The organism is Pseudomonas sp. ANT_J12 (assembly GCF_008370045.1).
Taxonomy (GTDB): domain Bacteria; phylum Pseudomonadota; class Gammaproteobacteria; order Pseudomonadales; family Pseudomonadaceae; genus Aquipseudomonas.
Genome location: NZ_VOBN01000017.1, coordinates 102404 through 123998, shown reverse-complemented (window position 1 = coordinate 123998; position 21595 = coordinate 102404). Strand labels below are relative to the sequence as shown.

At 60.8% G+C, this 21595-nt stretch carries 18 protein-coding genes and 3 pseudogenes; 11 read left to right on the top strand and 10 right to left on the bottom strand.

The features are described 5' to 3' along the window. Positions 1-67 precede the first annotated feature (67 nt). Together FQ192_RS26490 and FQ192_RS26485 are read right to left on the bottom strand one after the other, a co-directional pair. Positions 68-1240, bottom strand: coding sequence for a hypothetical protein (locus FQ192_RS26490; RefSeq protein WP_149661169.1), 1173 nt, complete (start codon positions 1238-1240; stop codon positions 68-70). Between the two features lie 153 nt (positions 1241-1393). Continuing rightward, a complete protein-coding gene (locus FQ192_RS26485; protein WP_149661168.1) occupies positions 1394-3091 on the bottom strand; it encodes an acid phosphatase in 1698 nt (565 codons plus the stop codon). 247 nt (positions 3092-3338) lie between these two features. Between FQ192_RS26485 and FQ192_RS26480 the strand changes: the two genes are divergently transcribed. Then, positions 3339-3629, top strand: a complete 291-nt coding sequence (locus FQ192_RS26480; protein ID WP_149661167.1) for a nucleotidyltransferase family protein — start codon at positions 3339-3341, stop codon at positions 3627-3629. Further along, positions 3626-3969 (top strand): annotated as a pseudogene (locus FQ192_RS26475) (DUF86 domain-containing protein). Before FQ192_RS26480 ends, FQ192_RS26475 begins: the two are co-directional and overlap by 4 nt. A 37-nt stretch (positions 3970-4006) precedes the next feature. Here FQ192_RS26475 and FQ192_RS26470 read toward each other — a convergent pair. Then, positions 4007-5425, bottom strand: a complete 1419-nt coding sequence (locus tag FQ192_RS26470; RefSeq protein ID WP_149661165.1) for a short-chain fatty acid transporter — start codon at positions 5423-5425, stop codon at positions 4007-4009. Positions 5426-5607: 182 nt separating this feature from the next. Between FQ192_RS26470 and FQ192_RS26465 the strand changes: the two genes are divergently transcribed. Then, positions 5608-7005: a PLP-dependent aminotransferase family protein gene (locus FQ192_RS26465; protein WP_149661164.1), complete on the top strand. Its 1398-nt coding sequence runs from the start codon at positions 5608-5610 to the stop codon at positions 7003-7005. On the opposite strand, the gene panB is transcribed toward FQ192_RS26465, so the two are convergent. Next, a complete protein-coding gene (gene panB, locus FQ192_RS26460) occupies positions 6990-7808 on the bottom strand; it encodes a 3-methyl-2-oxobutanoate hydroxymethyltransferase (protein ID WP_149661163.1) in 819 nt (272 codons plus the stop codon). The two genes, FQ192_RS26465 and panB, sit on opposite strands and share 16 nt — an antisense overlap. 169 nt (positions 7809-7977) lie before the next feature. Between panB and FQ192_RS26455 the strand changes: the two genes are divergently transcribed. Next, a complete protein-coding gene (locus FQ192_RS26455; protein ID WP_149661162.1) occupies positions 7978-9291 on the top strand; it encodes an MFS transporter in 1314 nt (437 codons plus the stop codon). A 27-nt stretch (positions 9292-9318) separates the two neighbouring features. Here the strand turns inward: FQ192_RS26455 and FQ192_RS26450 are convergent. Then, positions 9319-10191: pseudogene (locus FQ192_RS26450) on the bottom strand (gluconate transporter); the annotation flags it as partial. Positions 10192-10582: 391 nt separating this feature from the next. On the opposite strand from FQ192_RS26450, the gene FQ192_RS26445 reads away from it, so the two are divergent. From FQ192_RS26445 to FQ192_RS26430, 5 genes and pseudogenes are all read left to right on the top strand, one after another. Further along, complete coding sequence (locus FQ192_RS26445; protein ID WP_149661161.1) at positions 10583-11719, top strand: XRE family transcriptional regulator; 1137 nt, start codon at positions 10583-10585, stop codon at positions 11717-11719. Beyond that, positions 11716-12213 (top strand): DUF4411 family protein, encoded by a 498-nt coding sequence (locus tag FQ192_RS26440; protein WP_149661160.1) that lies wholly within the window; start codon positions 11716-11718, stop codon positions 12211-12213. The genes FQ192_RS26445 and FQ192_RS26440 overlap by 4 nt, the downstream gene beginning before the upstream one ends. 154 nt (positions 12214-12367) lie before the next feature. Further along, positions 12368-13096, top strand: a pseudogene (locus FQ192_RS35165) (PAS domain-containing protein); the annotation flags it as partial. 156 nt (positions 13097-13252) lie between these two features. Continuing rightward, positions 13253-13684 carry a methyl-accepting chemotaxis protein gene (locus FQ192_RS35160; protein ID WP_372242365.1) on the top strand — a complete coding sequence of 144 codons (432 nt, stop codon included), beginning with the start codon at positions 13253-13255 and terminating at the stop codon, positions 13682-13684. A gap of 54 nt (positions 13685-13738) precedes the next feature. Beyond that, positions 13739-14344: a flavin reductase family protein gene (locus FQ192_RS26430; protein WP_149661158.1), complete on the top strand. Its 606-nt coding sequence runs from the start codon at positions 13739-13741 to the stop codon at positions 14342-14344. Here the strand turns inward: FQ192_RS26430 and FQ192_RS26425 are convergent. The 3 genes from FQ192_RS26425 to FQ192_RS26415 form a co-directional block, all read right to left on the bottom strand. Beyond that, a complete protein-coding gene (locus tag FQ192_RS26425; RefSeq protein ID WP_149661157.1) occupies positions 14341-14907 on the bottom strand; it encodes a GNAT family N-acetyltransferase in 567 nt (188 codons plus the stop codon). The two genes, FQ192_RS26430 and FQ192_RS26425, sit on opposite strands and share 4 nt — an antisense overlap. A 76-nt stretch (positions 14908-14983) precedes the next feature. After that, the gene (locus FQ192_RS26420) at positions 14984-15352 is read right to left on the bottom strand and encodes a cupin domain-containing protein (protein WP_149661156.1); all 369 of its coding nucleotides are present in this window, start codon (positions 15350-15352) and stop codon (positions 14984-14986) included. Between the two features lie 77 nt (positions 15353-15429). Further along, positions 15430-16239, bottom strand: coding sequence for an AraC family transcriptional regulator (locus FQ192_RS26415; RefSeq protein WP_149661155.1), 810 nt, complete (start codon positions 16237-16239; stop codon positions 15430-15432). Between the two features lie 149 nt (positions 16240-16388). On the opposite strand from FQ192_RS26415, the gene FQ192_RS26410 reads away from it, so the two are divergent. Continuing rightward, positions 16389-17030: a LysE family translocator gene (locus tag FQ192_RS26410; RefSeq protein ID WP_149661180.1), complete on the top strand. Its 642-nt coding sequence runs from the start codon at positions 16389-16391 to the stop codon at positions 17028-17030. Here FQ192_RS26410 and FQ192_RS26405 read toward each other — a convergent pair whose 3' ends face one another. After that, entirely contained in the window at positions 17031-18281 is a 1251-nt protein-coding gene (locus tag FQ192_RS26405; RefSeq protein ID WP_149661154.1) for an MFS transporter, read from the bottom strand. It abuts the gene before it with no gap. 123 nt (positions 18282-18404) lie between these two features. Between FQ192_RS26405 and ddlA the strand changes: the two genes are divergently transcribed. Next, positions 18405-19499 carry a D-alanine--D-alanine ligase gene (gene ddlA, locus FQ192_RS26400; RefSeq protein WP_149661153.1) on the top strand — a complete coding sequence of 365 codons (1095 nt, stop codon included), beginning with the start codon at positions 18405-18407 and terminating at the stop codon, positions 19497-19499. Between the two features lie 111 nt (positions 19500-19610). On the opposite strand, the gene ggt is transcribed toward ddlA, so the two are convergent. Further along, positions 19611-21443, bottom strand: coding sequence for a gamma-glutamyltransferase (gene ggt / locus FQ192_RS26395; RefSeq protein WP_149661152.1), 1833 nt, complete (start codon positions 21441-21443; stop codon positions 19611-19613). Between the last annotated feature and the right edge of the window lie 152 nt (positions 21444-21595).

Below are 21595 nucleotides of genomic sequence, written 5' to 3'. Positions count from 1 at the left end.
AACTGACAGGCGAAATAGGCGCTTTTGCGCGTCAGCATTGGCTGACGCACAAAAGGCTTCCCGCGTTTCAGAGGTGCGGTGCAGGGACCGCTGGCGCTGGGGCCGGGGCTTGCAGTTGTTGCAGCTGCGATTTGACCGGCGGTGTGGCGCACTTGGCCGCTGCGTCGGCGGGCGTCAGGTTGCGGATCGAGGTGTAGAACAGCTCACAGGTTTTTTCTTTCTGGGTCACCTGCCAGGTCTGGGTGCAGCTTTTCAGCTGCGCCGCTGGATCGCTGCCCGGTTTGCTGCCCATCCCCGCCTGCCAGCACGCGGCGCTCAGGTCCTGGCCCATGACCGTCAGGCCGGCGGCATCCGCCTTGGCCTGGGCATCGGGGCCGGTGTAACTGTCCGGGTCGGCGGCGTACCAGATGTAGCTCGGGTGGTTAGAGCCCAATACCGGCACTTTCACCCCGGCGCTTGGGCTGATGGTGGCCAGGCCCAATACACCCACGGTCGCCCCGTATTGCTGCTTGATCCAGTTACGTACCGGCGCGCCGAAGGCGACCATCGGCAACGCTGCACCTTTGGCGTTCTGGCTGACTTCCTTGACCATGGTGGTCTGGTAGTCCTTGAAGTAGTCGTAGACGCCTTCCAGGTCCTTGCCGGCGCTGGATGGCGCGGCAATCGGCGCGATGTCGATGATGGTCTGGTAGGCCGGGGTCTGGGCGGCCGGAATGCCGTTATCGACCAGCAGCGTGGCCCAGCGATCGGTGGTGGCGGACTCCAGATAGTCCTGGGCCTGGGTCAACGAGTAATCCGGCGGGAAGTGCAGCAACTCGACGCTTTTGCGGTTTTCCAGGGCCATGCCCAATGGCAGGAACAGGTACCAGCTATAAGCCCATTTGCCATCCATGTTGAGCTTTTTGGCGCCGTTGTAGGCCAGATCACCGGCATCCAACAAGGCTGCGAGGGGTTTGTCATACCCCTTGGGTACGCCGGTGATTTCGGCGTAGAGCTGATGGTTATCAGTTTTTACCCGGACTTTCGCGGCGCTGTAGCCATCGCGCTGCACGCTCTGGGTCAGGTAATGCTCGACAGTCTGCTCCAGCGTCCAGTTGCGAAAGCAGATCACGTTGCAGTTGTTGGGGTAGGCGAAGAGCCGGGTGACGCGTTCGGTGCTGCCCAGCTTGAGATCGACATCGGCGTGGGCGGCGGCACTCAGGGTGAGGGCGGCGAGGGTAAGTCCTGCGAGTTTGAACATGCTCAGATCCTTTTCAGCGTGGGCCCTCGTAGGCGGGGGCGGGTACATACTGAAACCAGATGTGTCGAGCGGTCCAGTACCCACGCAAAAAATCGCAGCCGACGACATGCCAAGGAGCTGCCGAAGGCTGCGATCTTTTGATCTTGCTTTCAATCAGCCCGAAAAATGCAGGGCATTGGTCAAATCCCCCATCGGCTTTTGCCCCCGGGCAATCATCGCGTCATCGCGCATTTTGATCCCGTCGAGGGTTTCCAGCTGGAACGTGCGCGTGATCAATCGCAGGATCGACGCGGTGTCGTAGACCGTGTGATCCACCGTGCCCTTGCGCGAAAACGGCGAAATCACCAGCGCCGGGATCCGCGTTCCCGGGCCCCAGCGATCGCCCTTGGGCGGCGCAACGTGGTCCCACCAGCCGCCGTTTTCATCGACGGTGATCACCACCACCATGTTTTTCCATTGCGGGCTTTGTTGCAGCACTTTGAGGGCGCGGACGATATGACGGTCGCCCGAGGCGATGTCGGCGTACCCGGCGTGCATGTTCAGGTTGCCCTGGGGCTTGTAGAACGTCACCGCCGGCAGCTTGCCGGCTTCGGCGTCGGCCAGGAACTTGTTGGTGCTCGACTCATCGCCCAAGCCACCGTCGCGCAGGCGCTTGGCGCGCTCGGCCGGGTTTTCCGGGCCTTGGCGCTTGAAGTAGTTGAACGGCTGATGGTGGTACTGGAAGTTGGGAATCTTTGGAATGGCGCCCGAATCCTTGTACTCATCGATCGTGGCTTGCCACGCACCGCCGTACCAGGCCCAGTCGACGTTCTTTTTCGACAGCTTGTCGCCGATGTGTTCGTGGGTTTGCGGCACCAGCACGCTGGGCAACGGCTTGGCGTAGTCCGGGCGCTCGGGGTCGCGGATCCAGGTCGGCCAATAGGGCGGCGCCATGGTATTCACCGCGTAGCCGTCGGGGGTCAGCAGGCTTGGCCCGAACTGTGGCGGGCCGGTCATGGCGCTGGCGGGCGAAGCGTCCAGCGGCTTAAGGCGGTTGTCGGTCGGATCATCGCTTTGCAGCGTGGCGATCTGCGGCTTGGCGATCGAATTGGCGGCATCCGGGTAGAACGGCACCTGGGCGCTGATCAGGTATTGATGGTTCAGATACGAGCCGCCGAAAGCGCCCTGGAAGAAGTTGTCGCAGAGCACGAATTCCCGGGCCACGTCCCACAAACGCAAGGAGTAGCGAGTCTGGGTGTAATGCCCCATGGTCAAGCCACCGGAATCGGCCCAGGCGACAAAGCCGTCATTCTTGCCGCCGTTGATCTGCATCTGGTTCTGATAGAACACATGCCACAGATCGCGGGTCACCAGGCTTAGCGGCAGGTCTTCGCCTTGCGGGCCTTTGAGGGCGTAGGGCGCGTTGGGCAAGTGTTCCTGATACTGCGTACCGGCAGGGTAGACCACGCCATCGAGGGTTTGCGGGCCGACCTGGTTCAGGCCACCCCAAACCGGAGGCAGGTTCGCCAGCACTTTACCGTCACGATCTTTCTGTACGTAATCATCGGGCTTGAGCGCCGACAACGGTTTCTCGACCCCCGGGAAATCCGCAAACAGGTTATTGAAGCTGCGGTTTTCGCCGTAGATCACCACCACGTTTTTCACGTTTTCGCGCAGGGCCTTGTCCAGCTCGGCGGGCGTCAGCGGGCGTTCGACCGGTTTACCGGGCTCGTTGTCTTTGGTGCCGCAGGCGCTCAACGTCGCCCCGACACCCAATACCGCTACACCACCCAGGAAACGGCGGCGACTGGTATCGGTGGGTTGATCGGTTTCAGGGGAGGGGATGTCGTTTCCATCTTTTTCGTCGTTCATTCCGGCTCCTGTTTTCTTGCAGAATTGTGGCAATTTGTTGCGAGTTGTTTCGGCGGGACGCTAGCAGCGCGATGTGACGGGGAGGTTACACGAAGTTGGATCCGATCTGCAGGTGCAAGGCAGGCATGGGAAATGTGGTGTAGTGGCGAGGAATGGCCCTGGCCACGTATCCAGTATTGGTGCACGGTGTTTACCATCCTCAAGCGCTGCTAGACTGGCGCGATACCGGACCTGGTTAAGGTGAATCATGAAACCCTCTACAGCGCTTGATCTACAACGTGCAGCCGTGCGCGAGGTCGTCGGTCGATTCCGTACGTCCAACCCTCGAGTATTTGGCTCGGTGCTGCTCGGTACGGATAAAGAGGGAAGTGATCTTGATCTGCTGGTAGATGCTCTGCCCGGCGCCACGCTGTTTGATCTCGGCGGTCTTCAGGTTGAGCTTGAGGATTTGCTCGGCGTTACGGTTGACCTGCTGACACCGGGCGACCTTCCATTGAAGTTTCGTCAGCAGGTGCTTGATCAGGCACGGCCCGTATGACCGAGAACCGACTTGGCGACTCCTTGACCATATGCGCGAGGCAGCGGCCGATGCGCTGACTTTTGTCGAAGGGCTGAGCAAGGAAGAGTTTTTCGACGACAAGCGTACTCAACAAGCCGTCATCATGAGCCTCATCATCATTGGCGAGGCGGCGACCAAGGTTATGGATCGCTACGGGGAGTTCGCTTCTCAGAATACCAAAGTGCCATGGCGCAGCATGCGCGGTATGCGCAATCGCATTGCTCACGGCTATTTCGATATCAATCTTGAAGTGGTGTGGGACACGGTTCAGGCAGCGTTGCCCGAATTGTTGAAAGTGTTACCTACCGATCAAACCTGACCGCACCCACTCCCCCGAGCAGGTGCGGTCAACTCGATTAAGGCATCACCGGCGCCGTATAAACCAGCGTCGTCCCCAACGCCCACAGCAGAAACAGCACCAGCGGCGTGTGCACCAGCAACTGCACAAACGAAAACCCGATCAAGTCCCGCGCCTTCAGCCCCAGCACGCCCAGCAGCGGCAGCATGTAGAACGGGTTGATCAGGTTCGGCAGGGCTTCGGCGGCGTTGTAGATCTGTACGGCCCAGCCCAGGTGGTAGTTCAGGTCCGTGGCCACTTGCATTACGTACGGGGCTTCGATGATCCACTTACCGCCGCCGGACGGGATGAAGAAGCCGAGGATTGCCGAGTACACGCCCATCAACAGCGCGTAGGTGTCGTGGGACGCGATCTGTACGAAGAAGGTCGAGATATGGTGAGCCAACGTCTGGGCATCGGTGCCTTTGACGGTGGTCATCAGCGCGGCGATCGAGCCGTACAGCGGGAACTGGATCAGCACGCCGGTGGTGGTCGGCACCGCCCGGGACACCGCGTCGAGGAAGCTGCGCGGGCGCCAGTGCAGCAGGGCGCCGAGCATGATGAACAGGAAGTTGTAGGTGTTCAGGCCGGAGATCGCGCTGATCGCCGGTTTGGTCGAGAACTCATGGAACAGCCAACCACCGGCCAACAGCACCAGCAAAATCGTCAGCAACGGACTGTGTTCCAGCCATTCGCCGGGGCGGGTGCGCGGTTGCAGCGGCGGCAGGTTGAAACTCGGGTCGATCCCGCAAGCCTTGGCATCGCGCGCGCTGTTCGGGCCGGGGGCGGTGGCGTAGGCGATGATCAGCGAGACCACGATCAGCGCCAGCAACAGCACGCCGGACTGCCAGAGAAAGATTGTTTGAGTGAACGGGATGACGCCGGTGATCGACAGAATCGACGGCGGCAGGCTGGCCGGGTTGGCCTGCAATTGCGCGGCGGACGATGACAGCCCCAGCGCCCACACCGCGCCAAGACCCAGATACGCCGCAGCACCGGCAGCGCGGTAATCCATTTTCAGATCGGTGCGGCGGGCGAGGGCGCGGACCAGCAAACCACCGAAGACCAGCGATAAACCCCAGTTCAGCAACGACGCGACCATCGAAATCAGTGCGACCCAGGCTACGGCGGAGCGGCCGTTTTTCGGGATCCGCGCCAGGCGGTCGATCAGCTTCACCGCCGGTGGCGAACTGGCGACCACATAACCGCCAATCACCACGAACGCCATCTGCATGGTGAACGGAATCAAACTCCAGAACCCGTCTCCGAAGGCCATGGCGGCGTCAGTGGGTTTGGCGCCCATGGCCATCGTCGCCACGGCCACGATGATCACTGCCAGAGCGGCGAACACCCAGGAATCGGGGAACCAGCGTTCGGCAAAACTGGAGCAGCGCAGGGCAAAACGGGCATAGCGGCTATCGTCGATATCAGCGGCCACGGGAGTACCTCGGATTTTTATGATTATGGTGATGTTCCGGGCCGCAAAGGCCCGGCTGGTCAGGTGCCAACAGTAAATCAATCACGGTTTTTTTGCGGCGCTGTTTTAGCGGGGGACGCACATTGCACCCCGCGCATCATGGGAGGATGCTGCGCCGTGCCTACCTCAAGGAATGACCGCGATTGAACAAGGAAAGCCCCTTCGCTTATCAGGCCGTGTACCGCTACCTGGTCGAGCTGATCGACTCGACCCGGACCGAGGGCGAGTGGAAGCTCCCGTCATTGCGCCAGTTGGCGTTGCGCCTGAACGTCTCGGTGTCCACCACCAAATCTGCCTACGCCTTGCTTGAAGATGAGGGCCGGGTTTTTTCTCGACCCAAGCTCGGGTACTTCTGCCGGGCCGGCTCGATGCAACCGCCGACACCGGCCGCCAACCTGCTCGACAACATTTACGCCTACGCGCGCCAGCCCGGCATGCTGGCGCTGAGCAGCGATGCGCCATCGATGTTGCTGTCCCTGGAGAACCCGTTGCTGATGACCGAGCGCGAACTGTCGCGCCAATACCCGCGTTCGGCGGTGCCGTTGTATCAGCCCTTCGGCGAGATCGAACTGCGCACGGTGCTGGCGGAGCGCTACACCCGTTCGACCGCGCATTACTGGCGGCCGGAACAGGTGTTCATCGGCGCCGATCTGCGCAGTGTGCTGGACATGTCATTGGCCGCACTGAACCTGCGCGGGACCGTGGCATTGGTCGAGTCGCCGTGTTCCTGGGCGATCTTGCGCCAGTTGCACGCTGCGGATATCCGCGTGATCGAGGTACCGCTGCACGTCGATGGCCGCTTTGACCTGCAGCAGGTTCACGACCTGTTGCAGCGTGAAACCGTCGCGCTGGCGGTGTTCTCATCGACCGTGAGCCTTCCCCACGGCAGCCTGATGCCAGCGGCCGACAAACAGCAGCTGTGCGAATGGCTGAGTGAACGGGGTGTCTGGTTGTTCGAGAACGACAGCTATGGCGAATTCGGATTCCTGCCGGAACAGCCGCGCTATCGGGATTTCGCCGATCCCGAGCGGTTGGTGGTGTTTTCTACCTTCGATAAGGTCATCGGTTCGGAAGCACCGTTCGGCTATGTGTTGATCCGTGGCCAGGAGGCTGCGATGCAGCGCCAGTGCCTCGACCGCGCGTTTCGCCTGTCGCCGATCCGGCAGAAAGCCCTGGCCCGCTTGTACGGTTCGCGACGCATCGATCAGCACACTCAGGTGTTGCGCGGCCTGCTCCATGAACGCATGACGCAAATGACCCGCCTGCTCCAGGAGCACGCCGCCGACCAGCTTAACGTGGTGGCAGCGGCGGGGGGCGCAACGCTGTGGGCGCAATCCGTCCACCCGGTGGACATGCGCCGGGTGTTCGAGCGCCTGTTGGCCAAAGGCATTGTGATTGCACCCGGCGAAATGTTTAGCCAACAGGGGTTGTGGCGCGATTGCTTGCGCCTGAGCTACACCGTGGATTGGAGCAAGGACATCGGCCTGGCCGTGAAGACCCTGGCCGCAGCCATTGAGCGGGAGCGTCAGCTCACGCCATAACAATGCTGCATCTGCGGAAACTGACCGTTGCGCACTTCATCGGCGAAACACTCGAACGCCTGGCTGATCAACGCGCCGACATCTGCATAGGGTTTGACGAAGCGCGGCACATAGTCGCCGCCCAGACCGAGGATGTCCTCGGTCACCAGCACTTGCCCGTCGCAGGCTGGTGAGGCGCCGATGCCAATGATCGGCATTGCGGAAAAATCGCTGATGCGCCGGGCCAGCGGTTCGGCCACGCCTTCCAGCAACAGGCTGAACGCACCGGCGGCGAGGTGAGCGCGGGCATCTTCCTCGATGGCGGCGGCGGTCGTGTCGTTCAACCCCTGAGCCTTGAAGCCGCCCATGACGTTGACGTATTGCGGCATCAGGCCGATATGCGCCATCACCGGAATGCCGCGCTGCACCAGAAACTCCACAGTGCCGGCCAAGGCCTTGCCGCCTTCGAGCTTGAGCGCGTCGCAACCGGTGCGGGCCAGCACTTCGGCGCAATTACGGTAGGCCTGCTGGGGTGATTCCTGATAGCTGCCGAACGGCATGTCGGCAATCACGCAGGCCAATCGCGTGCTGGCGACCACTGCGCGGGTGTGGCCGATGATTTCTTCCAGGCTCATGTCCAGGGTCGAGGTGCGGCCATAGCCGACCATGGCCGTGGAGTCGCCGATCAGCACGAAGTCGACAAACGGGTCCATCAACTCGGCCATCGAGCGGGTGTAGGCGGTCAGCGAGACGATTTTCTGTTGGCCTTTCATGGCCACCAATTGGGGAACGGTCAGGCGTTTGCTGCGGGTATGGCTGCTCATGGCGGCTTTCCTGTGGGTTGGAAAGCCCCCGATTATTGGTGTCGTGGGGCCGAATTCAATGCACAGAGAACCGCTAAAAACCAACCCAGGGCGCTGATCGGGTTGTCCACCGGCGCATTTGCGTAGACCATGGGCGCCTTGGTTTTTTGCCCATGCCAGAGTTCTTTTCATGACTGCCAATACCGAAACGCGCCCGGTGCCGTTTACCCGTTCGGATTACAAGACCCTGGGCCTTGCGGCGCTCGGCGGGGCGCTGGAAATCTACGATTTCATCATTTTCGTGTTTTTCGCCCTGACCCTCAGCCAACTGTTCTTCCCGCCGGAAATGCCTGAATGGCTGCGCTTGCTGCAAAGTTTCGGGATCTTCGTCACCGGTTACCTGGCGCGGCCGCTGGGCGGGATCCTGATGGCGCACTTCGCCGACAAACTGGGGCGCAAGAAGGTGTTCAGCCTGAGCATTTTGATGATGGCGCTGCCGTGCCTGCTGATCGGGATCATGCCGACCTACGCGCAGATCGGTTACTTCGCGCCCTTGCTGCTGTTGGCGCTGCGCGTCCTCCAGGGCGCGGCGGTGGGCGGTGAAGTGCCGAGCGCCTGGGTGTTCGTCGCCGAGCACGCGCCGGCCGGTCATCGCGGTTATGCGCTTGGATTTCTCCAGGCCGGGCTGACGTTCGGCTACTTGATCGGCGCACTGACCGCGACCTTCCTGGCCCAGGCTTTTACGCCGGCTGAAATTCTCGATTACGCCTGGCGCTTCCCGTTCCTGCTCGGTGGCGTGTTTGGTGTGATCGGTGTCTGGCTGCGGCGCTGGCTCAGCGAAACCCCGGTGTTCATGGCCATGCAGGCCCGCCGCGATGAAGCGGTCGAACTGCCGCTGCGCACGGTGCTGCGCGAGCATCGTCTGGCGATGTTGCCGGCCATGATCCTCACCTGCGTGCTGACGTCGGCGGTGGTGGTGTTCGTCGTCATCACCCCGACCATGATGCAGAAAACCTTCGGCATGACCGCCAGCCACACCTTCGCCCTGAGTGCGTTAGGCATCGTGTTCCTGAACATCGGTTGCGTGCTCGCCGGTTTGCTGGTCGACCGCATCGGCGCCTGGCGCACGGTGATGCTCTACAGCCTGCTACTGCCGCTGGGCATTGGCGTGCTCTACACCTGCCTGATCATCGGGGGGGACTGGATCGGTCTGGCCTATGCGATTGCCGGCCTCAGTTGTGGCGTGGTCGGCGCGGTGCCGTCGGTAATGGTCAGCCTGTTCCCGGCGCGGATTCGCGTCTCGGGGATCTCCTTCACCTACAACATTGCCTACGCCGCCTGGGCGAGTATCACACCGCTGTTGCTGATCGGCCTGATGCCGTGGAGCCCGTGGATCTGCGTGATCTTCTGCGCGGTGATGGGCGCGGTGGGCGTGAGCAGCGCGGCGTATTTCGGCACGCGCATGCCCAAGGTCGAGAGTCGTTCCGTGGCGCCTTGTCTGTAGCGATATCGGGGACGGGCGAGGCGACCATCAAGTCAGCCAATGCCACCACAACAACGTCCCTACCAACCCCACCACCGACACGATGGTTTGCAGGATCGACCAGACCCAGATTGTCTGCTTGAGCTGCAAGCCAAAGTACTCGCGCACCATCCAGAACCCCGCGTCGTTCACGTGACAGAAAAACACCGAGCCGGCGCCAATCGCCAGCGCCACCAATGAGCTTTGCGTCGCCGCCAGCCCTGCCATCATCGGCGCCAGGATCCCCGCCGTGGTAGTGGTCGCGACCGTCGCCGAACCGGTGGCCTGACGCAACGCCACCGCAATCAGCCAGGCCAGCAGCAGATAGGGCATGTGCGCACCTTCGGCGACTTTACTGATGGTCTGGCTGACGCCGGCATCGAGCAACGTTTGCTTCAAGCCACCACCGGCACCGATGGTCAGCAGTAACACGGCAATCGGCGCCAGGCTTTTGCGCAACGTGCCGCCGACTTCTTCGCGGCGCATGCCATTGGCCCAGCCGAGGCAGATCACCGCCGCCATCACTGCAATGCCCAGCGCCACCAGAGGCTCCCCGAGGAATTTCAAGGTCAGGGCGGCGGTGCTTTCCGGGCTCATGGCGACTTTCGCCAAGGTGCTGCAGAGCATCAGCAACACAGGCAACAGAATGATCAGCAACGACATGCCGAAACTCGGCTGGCGCGGGGCCTTGGGCGGGGCGCTGAACAGCGCGCCGAGTTCTGCCGGCTCTTCCACGTGCATGCGCTTGGACAGCCAGTTGCCGTACAGCGGACCGGCCAGAATCACCGCCGCAATCGCGATACTCAAGCCCAGCAACATGGTCAGGCCGAGGTCGGCGTGCAACGCGCTGACCGCAATCAGCGGCCCCGGATGCGGCGGCAAGCAGTCGATAACTCCAAAACGGAACTCCTTATCGGGTAGATACCGGTGCAACATGTTGTTGCAATTTAGCTGGAGAATACCTGATGTGGCCGGGCTAGAGCGGTGGGTTTTGCGAAGGGAGCTGGTAATGGGCGTAGCCTCTTTCCTCTTATTGGGGAGGAGGTTTTACCGCGACACGGCGGGTTTCTCGAGTTAGTGGCTGAAAATGGCTCTCGTTGTAAGGCAATTCCTGGCGAATTGAACGTCATTTCCAAAGCGTGTGCAGGACGGTTCATAACCGGTCTATACCGCGGTCCTACAGGCTACAGGCCTTCAATTGACGGGCTTAAAACCGGACTCCTATAGTTACGCCATCTCAAACACGCTCCTTCCAAGGTTGCGCACATCACTTATGAGCCAATTCGCTTTTATCAATCCCGCACTCTTGTCGTGGTCTCGGCTACGCGCAGGCCTGTCTGAAATACAGATCGCCAAAGGGCTGCCTGTAAAGTCCGAAAGAATCAGAGACTGGGAGGCAGGCAAGAGTCTTCCAACCTTCAATCAGGCGCAAAAGTGGGCGTCCATTGCGCACGTGCCGTTCGGTTTTCTTTTTTTGAAGGAGCCGCCCGCAGAGCATCTTCCTTTGCCTGACTTACGTACCCTTGGCGGTGTATCGCCTTCGCCACCCAGCCTGAACCTCATCGACACGATCAAGGATGTCTTGCGTAAGCAGCATTGGTATCTCGACTACCTGAAGGATCATGGCGTCTCGCCGTTGCCGTTTGTCGGCCGTTTTTCCATTCGATCGTCTGTTCTGGATGTGGTCACCGACCTGCGCGAGGTGCTGCGTATCAGTGAGGATGTTAAACACCAGAATCATGACGACTACCTGCGTGACTTGATAAACGCTGCCGAGTCCGTCGGCATCCTGGTCATGCGCAGTGGCGTTGCCTTGGGCAATACTCATCGCAAACTGGATGTCAGTGAGTTTCGTGGTTTTGCCATCAGTGACCGTTTGGCTCCAGTGGTTTTTATCAACAGCGCCGATGCGTCAACCGCCAGGCTGTTCACATTGATGCATGAACTGGCCCACATCTGGATCGGCAGCTCGGGTATATCCGACGGCAGTAGCCACAGTGATCACAATGAAGAAGCTTTCTGTAATGCGGTTGCCGGTGAGTTTCTGGTTCCGCAGGATGCCTTCCAGACCGCATGGGATTCAGATCGGGAGTGGACGAGCAATCTTGCGCCCTTGGCCGCCGGTTTTCGGGTCAGTCACTTGGTCATTGCGCGGCGTGCCAGGGATCTTGGCTTCATATCGACTGAGCACTATGTCGCTCATTATCAACAGGTGTTGCAAGCCTACCGGGACAAGGAAAGTGGCGGAGGTAGCTATTACCGAACGGCCTCAACGAGAAACAGCGTGCGCTTCAGCAAGGCCGTCATCGCTGAAACCCAAAGCGGAAGGCTGTTGCTGCGTGAAGCAGGAAAGTTGCTGGGCATTCAACCATCCAAGCTGAAAACGTATGCCGGCAGGTTGCTTACATGAAGCATTTGCTGGACTCCAACACGCTGATTGAAGCTAAAAATCGTTACTACGGCATGTCCATCTGCCCGGGCTATTGGTCTTGGCTGATTCATCAGCACCAAGCACTGGAGATCGCCAGTATCGTCCAGGTGCGAGACGAGTTATCGAAAGGTAACGATGAACTGACTCAGTGGGTGAAAGAGAATGCTGAAATTTTCGATGAGGCCAGTGATGCCAATACGCAGGCTGCCTTCGCAAGCATCGCATCGAAAATGGCTGAACAAATCCCGCTTATGAAACCCGGCGCACTAGAGGACTTTCTTGCAGGCGCTGACCCGTGGCTCATAGCCAAGGCCATGTCGACAGGAGCAGTGGTCGTGACGCATGAAGCCTATAACCCGCAAATCAAACGCAAATTCACTATTCCAAATGTTTGTGAAGTATTTGGAGTTCCCTACATGAACACCTTTGAGTTATTGAACAAGCTTGAAGCCCGGTTTGTGATGCATTCCTGAAGGAGGTTTACTCCACCGATCTGACGCAACGTTCACAGAGGCTCCGTCGCCATTATTTTTGTAGGACAACCCTCAACCACTCTTCAGAAAATATCCACAAGGCCGATGGCTAGGCTGCATCCCGCTTTCTTTCCCTGCCTATCGGTGCCTTCCCATGTTCAACAAACGCTTGAAGCAGGAGCTGTCCGCTCTTCGCGAAGAACTCTCCAGCCTCCTGCAAGTGAAGGACAGCCTGGAAAGCGAGATGATGGTCCTGACCCTCGATCCTGATGGGCGGGTGCAATCGGTCAATCAGAATTTTCTTGGCGAGATGCTCTACAAGAGCAATGACCTGATCGGGCGGCACATCGAAGACATCGTGCCGACGCATGTGAAGTCCGACGAATTCCATCGGCGCTTCAAAAATGCGCTGACTCGCGGTGAGCATTTCGCCGGTACCGTGCGTTTGTCGCGCGGCAATGGTGCCGAGGCGTGGCTGCGCTCAATCCTGCAGCCGGTGCGCTCGGCGGACGGGCGGATCAAGCATTTCTCGATTTACTCCAGTGACCTGACCCGCACCATCGAAGCGTCTCGCGAACACGAGAACCTGATCGGTGCGCTGGTGCGTTCGACGGCGGTGATCGAGTTCGACCTCAACGGCAATGTGCTGAGCGCCAACGAGCGCTTCCTTAACGGCATGGGTTACAGCCTGGCGCAGATCCAGGGCAAACATCACCGCACCTTCTGTACACCTGAGGAGTACAACAGTGCCGAGTATCAGAATTTCTGGCGCCGTCTGAACAATGGCGAGTTTATCGCCGACCGTTTCAAACGCATCGACAGTCACGGTCGCGAGGTCTGGCTGGAGGCGTCCTACAACCCGGTGGTCGACGCCAACAACAAACTCTACAAAGTGGTGAAGTTCGCCACGGTGATTACCGATCAGATCAATCAGGAGCAAGCCGTCGCCGAGGCCGCCAACATTGCCTACAGCACGTCGCTGCAAACCGATAACTGCGCCCAGCGCGGCACGGCGGTGGTGACTCAGGCGGTGGACGTGATGCGCGACCTGGCCAAACACATGCAAACCGCCGGTGAGGGCATCGAAGCGCTGAACGAGCAATCGTTGGTGATCGGCACCATCGTCAAGACCATCAGCGGCATTGCCGAGCAAACCAACTTGTTGGCGCTCAACGCGGCCATCGAAGCGGCGCGGGCCGGTGAGCAGGGCCGAGGGTTTGCGGTGGTGGCGGACGAGGTCCGGCAACTGGCGTCACGCACCAGCCAGGCCACCGATGAAATTGTCGGCGTGGTGCGGCAGAACCAGGACATGGCGCGCAATGCCGTCAGCCTGATGACCGACGGCAAAGTCCAGGCAGAACAAGGTCTGGCGCTGGCGGCGGAGGCGGGCACGGTCATCGTCGAGATTCGCGACGGCGCGCAGAAAGTGGTGAACGCGGTGGGCCAGTTTGCCAATCAATTGGCGACTTGATGTTTGCCCGGGGGATCCCGCTACAATCGGCGCTTTTCCCAGGAGCAGACACCCATGACCGTTTCCCATCGCCGTCCGGTTCCGTTGTCCAAGGCCTATCGCCTGCTCAATCACGGGCCGACCGTGCTGGTCAGCGCGGCCCACGACGGCCAGCGCAATATCATGGCCGCGGCTTGGGCCATGCCGCTGGACTTTGAACCGCCGAAAATCGCGGTGGTGCTGGACAAGTCCACCTGGACCCGACAACTGCTGGAAGCCTCGGGGACATTCGTGGTGAACGTGCCCTGTGCCGCGCAGGCCGATATCGTGCAAACCGTGGGCTCGACGTCGGGCCTGGAATTGAAGCAAGGCCAAGGCCAGGACAAGTTCCAGGCCTATGGCTTGCAGACCTTCAGCGGCGAGCTGATCGATGCGCCGATGCTGGAAGGTTGCGTCGCATGGCTGGAATGCCGGCTGCTGCCGGAGCCGCACAATCATCAGCAATACGACCTGTTTCTGGCCGAAGTGATTGCCGCCCAGGCCGATGAGCGTGTATTCAGCGACGGCCGCTGGCACTTCGAGGGGCACGATGCGTTGCGCACCTTGCACCATGTCGCCGGTGGGCACTTCTTGAAGATCGGTGACCCGGTGGATGGCAAGGCCCTGAGCGAGTCTGACTAAGTCCCCCGGATCGGCGAGGGTGCAAACTCTGCGCGCAACAATGAAAGTTGCAGCAAATCGTGATGTTCCCCCAGCCAGAAACCCGCCTGGCGCAGGCAACCTTCCTGGACGAAACCCAAGCGTTCGAGCAGCTTCAAACACGCTTGGTTGTCCGGGTGGACCGTGGCTTCGATCCGATTGAGCTGCATCTGTGCAAACCCCCAAACCAGCGTGGCTTGCAGCGCTTCGGACATGATGCCCTTGCCCCAGGCCGATTGCCCCAGCGCAAAACCCAGTGAGCAGCTTTTCCAGGGTTTGTTCCATTTGAACAGGCCGCAATTGCCGAGCAATTCATTCTGCTCCCGGGACTGGATGCCCCAGCGGATACCGGGATTGGGCAGCGTGCGCGACTCGGCGAATGTCTCGACCAAGGCCTGGGCCTGGGCGATGTCGGTCATCGGGTCCATGCCAAACCAGCGCATCGCCTGTTCATCGCCGTGAATCGCCAGCACCGTAGGGGCATCGGCCGTTACGATTTCGCGTAACAGCAGGCGCGGTGTTTCGAGGGTCGGGAAGTCGCTCATGTAATGTCCTTATTCGTCGACCGGGAAGTCGGTCAAGTGATCGCGACGGCCACAGTCTGCGCATTGGCGCTGTTTTTCAAATCCACAGATCATTCACCGCCGTGCGTTCGCCGCCTTCGCTGCCGGTGTTCACCACGCCCTTGGGTTCGATCAGCAGCAGTTTCACTTCCTGTTCCGCCGACGGCTTGTGCTCGACGCCTTTGGGCACGACGTACATTTCACCAGCCGAAATCAGCACATGACCATCGCGAAAGTCGATGCGCAATTGCCCTTCGAGGACGATGAAGGTTTCGTCGGTGTCCAGGTGATCGTGCCAGATGAAATCCCCCAGCAGCTTTACCACTTTGAACTGATAGTCGTTCATTTCAGCGATGACCCGGGGTGACCAGTGTTGGTCGATCAGCTCGATTTTCTGCAGGAAGTTCAGGCTTTTTAACGTGTTCATCGAGGGGTACTCCAGATTGATTCCGGGCCCACGATAACCAGCCTGTCGATGTGAATTCTTGAACGATTGTGCGTGCTTCAGCGCCGATGCATTTTCATCCAGCGCGCCGGTGACAGGCCGTAGGTTTTGCTGAATTGGCGGGTCATGTGGCTCTGATCGGTGAAGCCGGCGGTGAGGGCGGCGCTGACCAGCGACTGGCTCTGGATCAGCAACGCGCGGACCAGGTCCAGGCGCCGCATGGTCAGGTAGCGATAAGGGCTGGTGCCGAACAACAGGCGGAAATCCCGCGACAGACTCCAGCGATCCCGCCCGCTGTGCTGCGCCAGTTCCTCCAGGGTCACGGTGCGATCAAGGGCGCCGTGCATGAACTCCCGGGCCCGCTCCGCGGCCACATAGTCGAAGCCCTGGCGTTTGCCAGGTGTGCCGGAAACGGTGCTCAGGGCGTGCGCCAGATCGAACAGTGCGTCCTGTTCCTCCAGTGGGTCGAGCGGGTCGTCCAGGCTGCGCATCAGCACATCGGTGGCCGCGAACAAGCGTGGATCGGTGGACAGGCCAGTCTTGATGAACGGCAACGGCTGACCGCCGAGTATCTGCTGGATCAGCGCCGGTTCGATGTACATCATTCGGTAATGAAAGCCGCTGTCGGTGCCGGCCTCGCCATTGTGGATCTCGTCCGGGTGCAGCACCAAAGTCCCACCCGGCAGACTGTGCCGCCAGCCGCCTCGGTACTGAAAGCGCTGCACCCCGGCCAGGGTGCGGCCGATGGCGTAGGTGTCATGACGATGCAGCTCGTAGCCGTGGCCGGCAAAATACGCCTCGATACGCTCCAGCCCGCCAACGTTGGGCGCGCGGTGAAGCCAGTCGTTGGGGAGCGTGTGCTTGGCCATGGTGCTGTTGTCTTGTACTCGGTTCAGAGCACGTTAACCCAGGAACAAGGGTCTGTCTGCTGACCGATACATCACAACGACAAGTAGAAAAGCGCGACAAAATGTTGCAAGGTGCAAAATCCTCCGATGCCATGAAGGCGATTCTTCCAATGGAACTGAGCCACCTGAGTTACGCCGCGCCGTTATTGTCTCTGGCCCTTTTGTGGACGGTCGCCGTTATCACGCCGGGCCCCAACTTCTTCAACATCGCACAATTGTCGGCCAGTTGTTCCCGACGGCACGGCGTAGTCTCCGCGTTGGGCGTCGCCACGGGCACGGTGTTGTGGGGCTTGGCCGGAGGCCTGGGCATCAAGTCGCTGTTCAGTGCGGCGCCAACGCTTTATCTGACGTTCAAGATTGCCGGTGGCTGTTACCTGATCTATCTGGGGTTGAAGCAGTTCAAGCGCAAACCGGCGCGGGTGCCGGGTGCAAGCGACTCGCTGGACGGGGCAGGGTGTACGCTGCTGTCGGCCTATGGGCGGGGCTTTTTGGGCAACATGACCAATCCCAAGTCGGCGCTGTTCGTCGCGACGATCTTCGCCACGGCCATGCCAGCCTCACCGCCACCGATGTTGCTGGCGCTGGCGGTGTTGACCATGGCAAGCCTGTCGTTCAGTTGGTATTGCAGCGTGGCGCTACTGTTTGCCAGTCGCCGGGTCGCCGGCGTTTATGAGCGTTCGCGCAAATGGCTGGACCGTTTTGCCGGCAGTTGCTACCTGCTGTTCGGCGCGCATTTGGTGGCCAGTCGCTGATCAGGTCAGCGCAGTGGCCACCGGTTGATCGGCCATGGTGGACCCGCGATTCAACGTCTCGGGCATCGCCACCACGAGCAACACCAGCGCTGCTCCCGCTATCGCCGCCAAGGTGAGGAATGCCGCGCTGTACCCCGCTTGCTGAACCACCAGCCCGGCCAAGCCATTGCTCAGTGCGGCGCCCAGGCCGAACACCGTCGACAGCGCGCCCAGGCTCACATTGAAGCGTCCGGTGCCTTGGGTCAGGTCCTTGATCACCACCGGAAACAAGGCGCCGAAGATCCCGGCACCGACGCCGTCCAGCAACTGCACCGCCACCAGCCAGTACGGATCATCCGACAGGGTATACAGCACCCCGCGCAAGGGCAGGATCAGGAAGCCGGCGAGCAGCAACGGTTTGCGCCCCCAGACATCGGCCTTCCATCCCACCAGCAGCGCCACCGGCACCATGACCAATTGCGCGGCGACGATGCAGGCGGATGTCAGCGGTGTGGCCATCTGCAGATTCACCAGGGACAGTTTCTGGCTCACCAGCGGCAGCATCGCCGCATTCGCCAGGTGGAACAGCCCGCAGCAGATACCGAACACCAGTAGCGGCCGGTTGTGCAGTAAGGCATTCAGGCCGGAAGGCTGTTCGCCATGGGCCGGGCCCTGCGGGTCGAAGCCTCGGGCAACGTCGTGATCGATGGCTTGGGGCGAGATGAAGCTGATGGCAATCACGCTGGCCAGGGCCATTACCGCCATCAGGTAAAACACCGCCACTGGACCAAACAAATAGGCAAAACCACCGGCCAGCAACGCCGCGACAGCATTGCCCGCGTGATTGAAAGTTTCATTGCGCCCGGTGCGACGGGTAAAGGCCCGTGGCCCGGTGATGCCCAGTGAAATGGCAGAGATGGCCGGGGCGAACACCGAGGCCGCGACGGCGCTCAAGGCTTGGGTCATCGCCACCAGGGTGAACGACGTAATGAACGGCAACAGCAGACAACTCACCGTCACCATCAGCGCCGCCACGATGATTACCCCGCGTTTGCGGCGAGTGCGGTCGATCAGCGCTCCGGCAGGCGTCTGGGTCAGCAACGCGGCGATCCCGGCCAGGGTCATTACCAGGCCGATGCTGGCCGGGTCCCAGTGGTGCACCGCGAGCAAATAGATCGCCAGGTACGGCCCGAGCCCGTCGCGCACATCGGCGAGAAAGAAGTTGAGCCCGTCCAGGGAGAGGCTGTTGCGACGATCGGTCGGAGCGTTCAAGGGCGGCCTCTGTATGGCGGGATGCGTATTAGCAATGACCCGTCGAGGTTGCACGAAGTTTCAGCCTTTAACTCATCGGCGTTACCGTGGTATCAAACAGCACATTCACCATGAGGCCAGGCAATGAGCAAGCTGCGGGTAGGAATTATTTTTGGCGGCCGTTCGGCGGAGCATGAAGTGTCGCTGCAATCGGCGAAAAACATTGTCGATGCACTGGACCGTTCGCGCTTCGAACCGGTGCTGATCGGCATCGACAAACAGGGGCACTGGCACCTCAACGACCCCTCCAACTTCCTGCTCAATCAGGAAAACCCGGCGCTGATCGCCCTCAATCAATCCAATCGCGAACTGGCGGTGGTGCCGGGCAAGGCCAGTCAGCAATTGGTGGAAACCTCGAGCCAGGAACTGCTGGGCCACGTCGATGTGATCTTCCCGATCGTCCACGGCACCCTCGGCGAAGACGGCTGCCTGCAAGGCTTGCTGCGCATGGCGGATTTGCCGTTTGTCGGCTCCGATGTGTTGGGTTCTGCGGTGTGCATGGACAAGGACATCAGCAAGCGCCTGCTGCGTGACGCCGGGATCGCGGTCACGCCCTTTGTGACGTTGAACCGCGCCAGTGCCAAGCGCACCGGGTTCGCTGAAGTACAAGGCAAACTGGGCCTGCCGCTGTTCGTCAAACCGGCGAACCAGGGTTCTTCGGTGGGCGTGAGCAAAGTGACCAACGAAGCCGAATACACGGCGGCGGTCGAACTGGCCTTGGGCTTTGATGAAAAAATACTGATCGAATCTGCCGTCAGCGGTCGCGAGATTGAATGCGCGGTGCTGGGCAATGATCAGCCGATCGCCAGTGGCTGTGGCGAGATCGTCGTGAGCAGCGGCTTCTATTCCTACGACAGCAAATACATCGACGACCAGGCCGCCCAGGTGGTGGTTCCGGCCAACATCAGCGTCGAAGCGAGCGAACGTATTCGCGCCCTGGCCGTCGAGGCCTTCCAGGTGCTGGGCTGTTCTGGCCTGGCGCGGGTCGATGTGTTCCTGACCGACAGTGGCGAAGTGCTGATCAACGAGATCAACTCGCTGCCCGGCTTCACCCGCATCAGCATGTACCCCAAGCTGTGGCAGGCCACGGGCATGACTTACAGCGAACTGGTCAGCCGCCTGATCGACCTGGCGCTGGAAAAGCATCAGGCGCGGCAGGCGCTGAAGATCAGCCGCTAGGCTTGGTAACGATTCACTCCGCGACATCCGCCTCTCGGCGCGCAACTGTCTGGCAGGCAATATCAAAAAGGCCTACCTCCCGGTAAGCCTTTTCTCATTCCTGCGTATGACTCAATCCCCCAACGCTTCCCCCTCACGCCGCGGATCGGCCCCACCTTCCAACGAAGCCTTTCCCTGCGCATCCTTGGCCCGAACAATCGCCTGAGTCCCGCTGGTCATGTCGATTTCATTCACCACATGCCCCTTGTCTTTCAGCGCCTGAATCAACGCCGGGCTGAACTGCCCTTGTTCCAGTTCGGTCGGGCCGTTGCGGCTGCCGAAGTTGGGCAGGCTGATGGCGGTTTGTGGGTCGAGGTTCCAGTCGAGCAGACCGATGGTGGATTTGGCGACGTATTCGATGATTTGCGAGCCGCCAGGGGAGCCGACGGTGGCGAGGAATTCGCCGCTCTGGCGGTCGAAGATCAGGGTAGGGGCCATGGAAGAACGCGGGCGTTTGCCGGGTTCGACGCGGTTGGCGACTTTCTGCCCGTTCTCTTCGGGGATGAACGAAAAGTCGGTCATCTGGTTATTGAGCATGAAGCCCTGGACCATGAGGTGCGAGCCGAACGCCGATTCGACGGTGGTGGTCATGGACACTGCGCCGCCTTCGTCATCGACGGCGACCACTTGCGAGGTGGAGATGCGCAGTGGCGAGCGGTCCGGCGCGTAAGCGACTTGAATGCCCGGCGGCGTGCCGGGTTTGGCCGTGCCCATGCTGCGATCGCCGATCAGGGCGGCGCGGCTGGCCAGGTAAGCGGGATCTACCAGGCCGTTGACCGGCACGGGCACGAAGTCGGTGTCGGCCACGTATTGCGCGCGGTCGGCGTAGGCCAGGCGTTCGGCTTCAGAGATCAGGTGCACGGCTTCGGGGGCGGGTTCGATGCCGGCGGGTTTATCGGTCTTGTGGGGTTTGAGCGGCGCCAGGGCCAGGCGCGGGTCGCGGGTTTCCAGGGCTTGCAGGGTGCCGAGGATCTGCGCCACGGCAATCCCGCCGGACGACGGTGGCGGCATGCCGCAGACTTGCCAGCGTTTGTAGTCGGTGCACAGCGGCGCGCGCTCCTTGGCCTTGTAGCCTTGAAGATCGTTCAGCGACAGGCTGCCCGGGTTTTTATGCCCCTGGACTTTGGCGACGATTTCTTCGGCAACCGGCCCTTTGTACAACGCATCCGGCCCTTCTTTGGCGATGCGTTTCAGCACGGCGGCCAGCGGCGGGTTTTTCAGCAATGTCCCCACCGCTTTCGGGCTGCCATCGGCATTCAGAAAGTACGCCATCATGTCCGGCGACCGCTGCATCGACGAGTCGGAAGCAATCAGCTGATGCAAACGCGGCGAGATGGCAAAGCCGTGTTCCGCGAGTTTTATCGCCGGTTCGAACAGCTTCGCCCAGGGCAGGCGTCCGTGTTTCTGATGCGCCAGCTCAAGCGCTCGCAACACCCCGGGCGTCCCCACTGAACGGCCACCGATCTGCGCCTGGGTGAACGGCATCGGCGTGCCATCGGCTTGCAGGAAAAGTTTCTCGGTGGCGCCAGACGGAGCGGTTTCCCGACCGTCATACGTGCGCACGGCTTTCCCGTCCCACAGCACAATCAACGCGCCGCCACCGATACCTGAGGATTGCGGTTCCACCAGGGTCAACACGGCTTGCATCGCAATGGCCGCATCGATGGCCGAGCCGCCCTGACGCAACATCTCCCGCCCGGCCTCGGCCGCCAATGGGTTGGCCGCTGCCGCCATGTGCCTGGAGGCGTGCCGGGTTTGCAGGTCGGTGCGATAACCCGAGGCAACTTCTGGCGCGATGGGCAGCGTCGAAGCCGGAGGGGCATTGCACGCGGCGAGGGTCAGCGCGGTGGCGATCAGCGACAAAGCTGGCAGGCGATAGCGGCTCAAGTGGAAGGCTGGGAACACGTGGGGCACTCCGTCCGTGGGATAAAAGATCCGGGGACTTTATCGGCCGACAGGGTGCGACGCAAACCGCGTCCGACCGCCACAACACTTTTGCCCTTCATCAGTCGGTGAATTTTCTGTAGGGTCGAGAGCAACACAGCGGCCAGAAAACC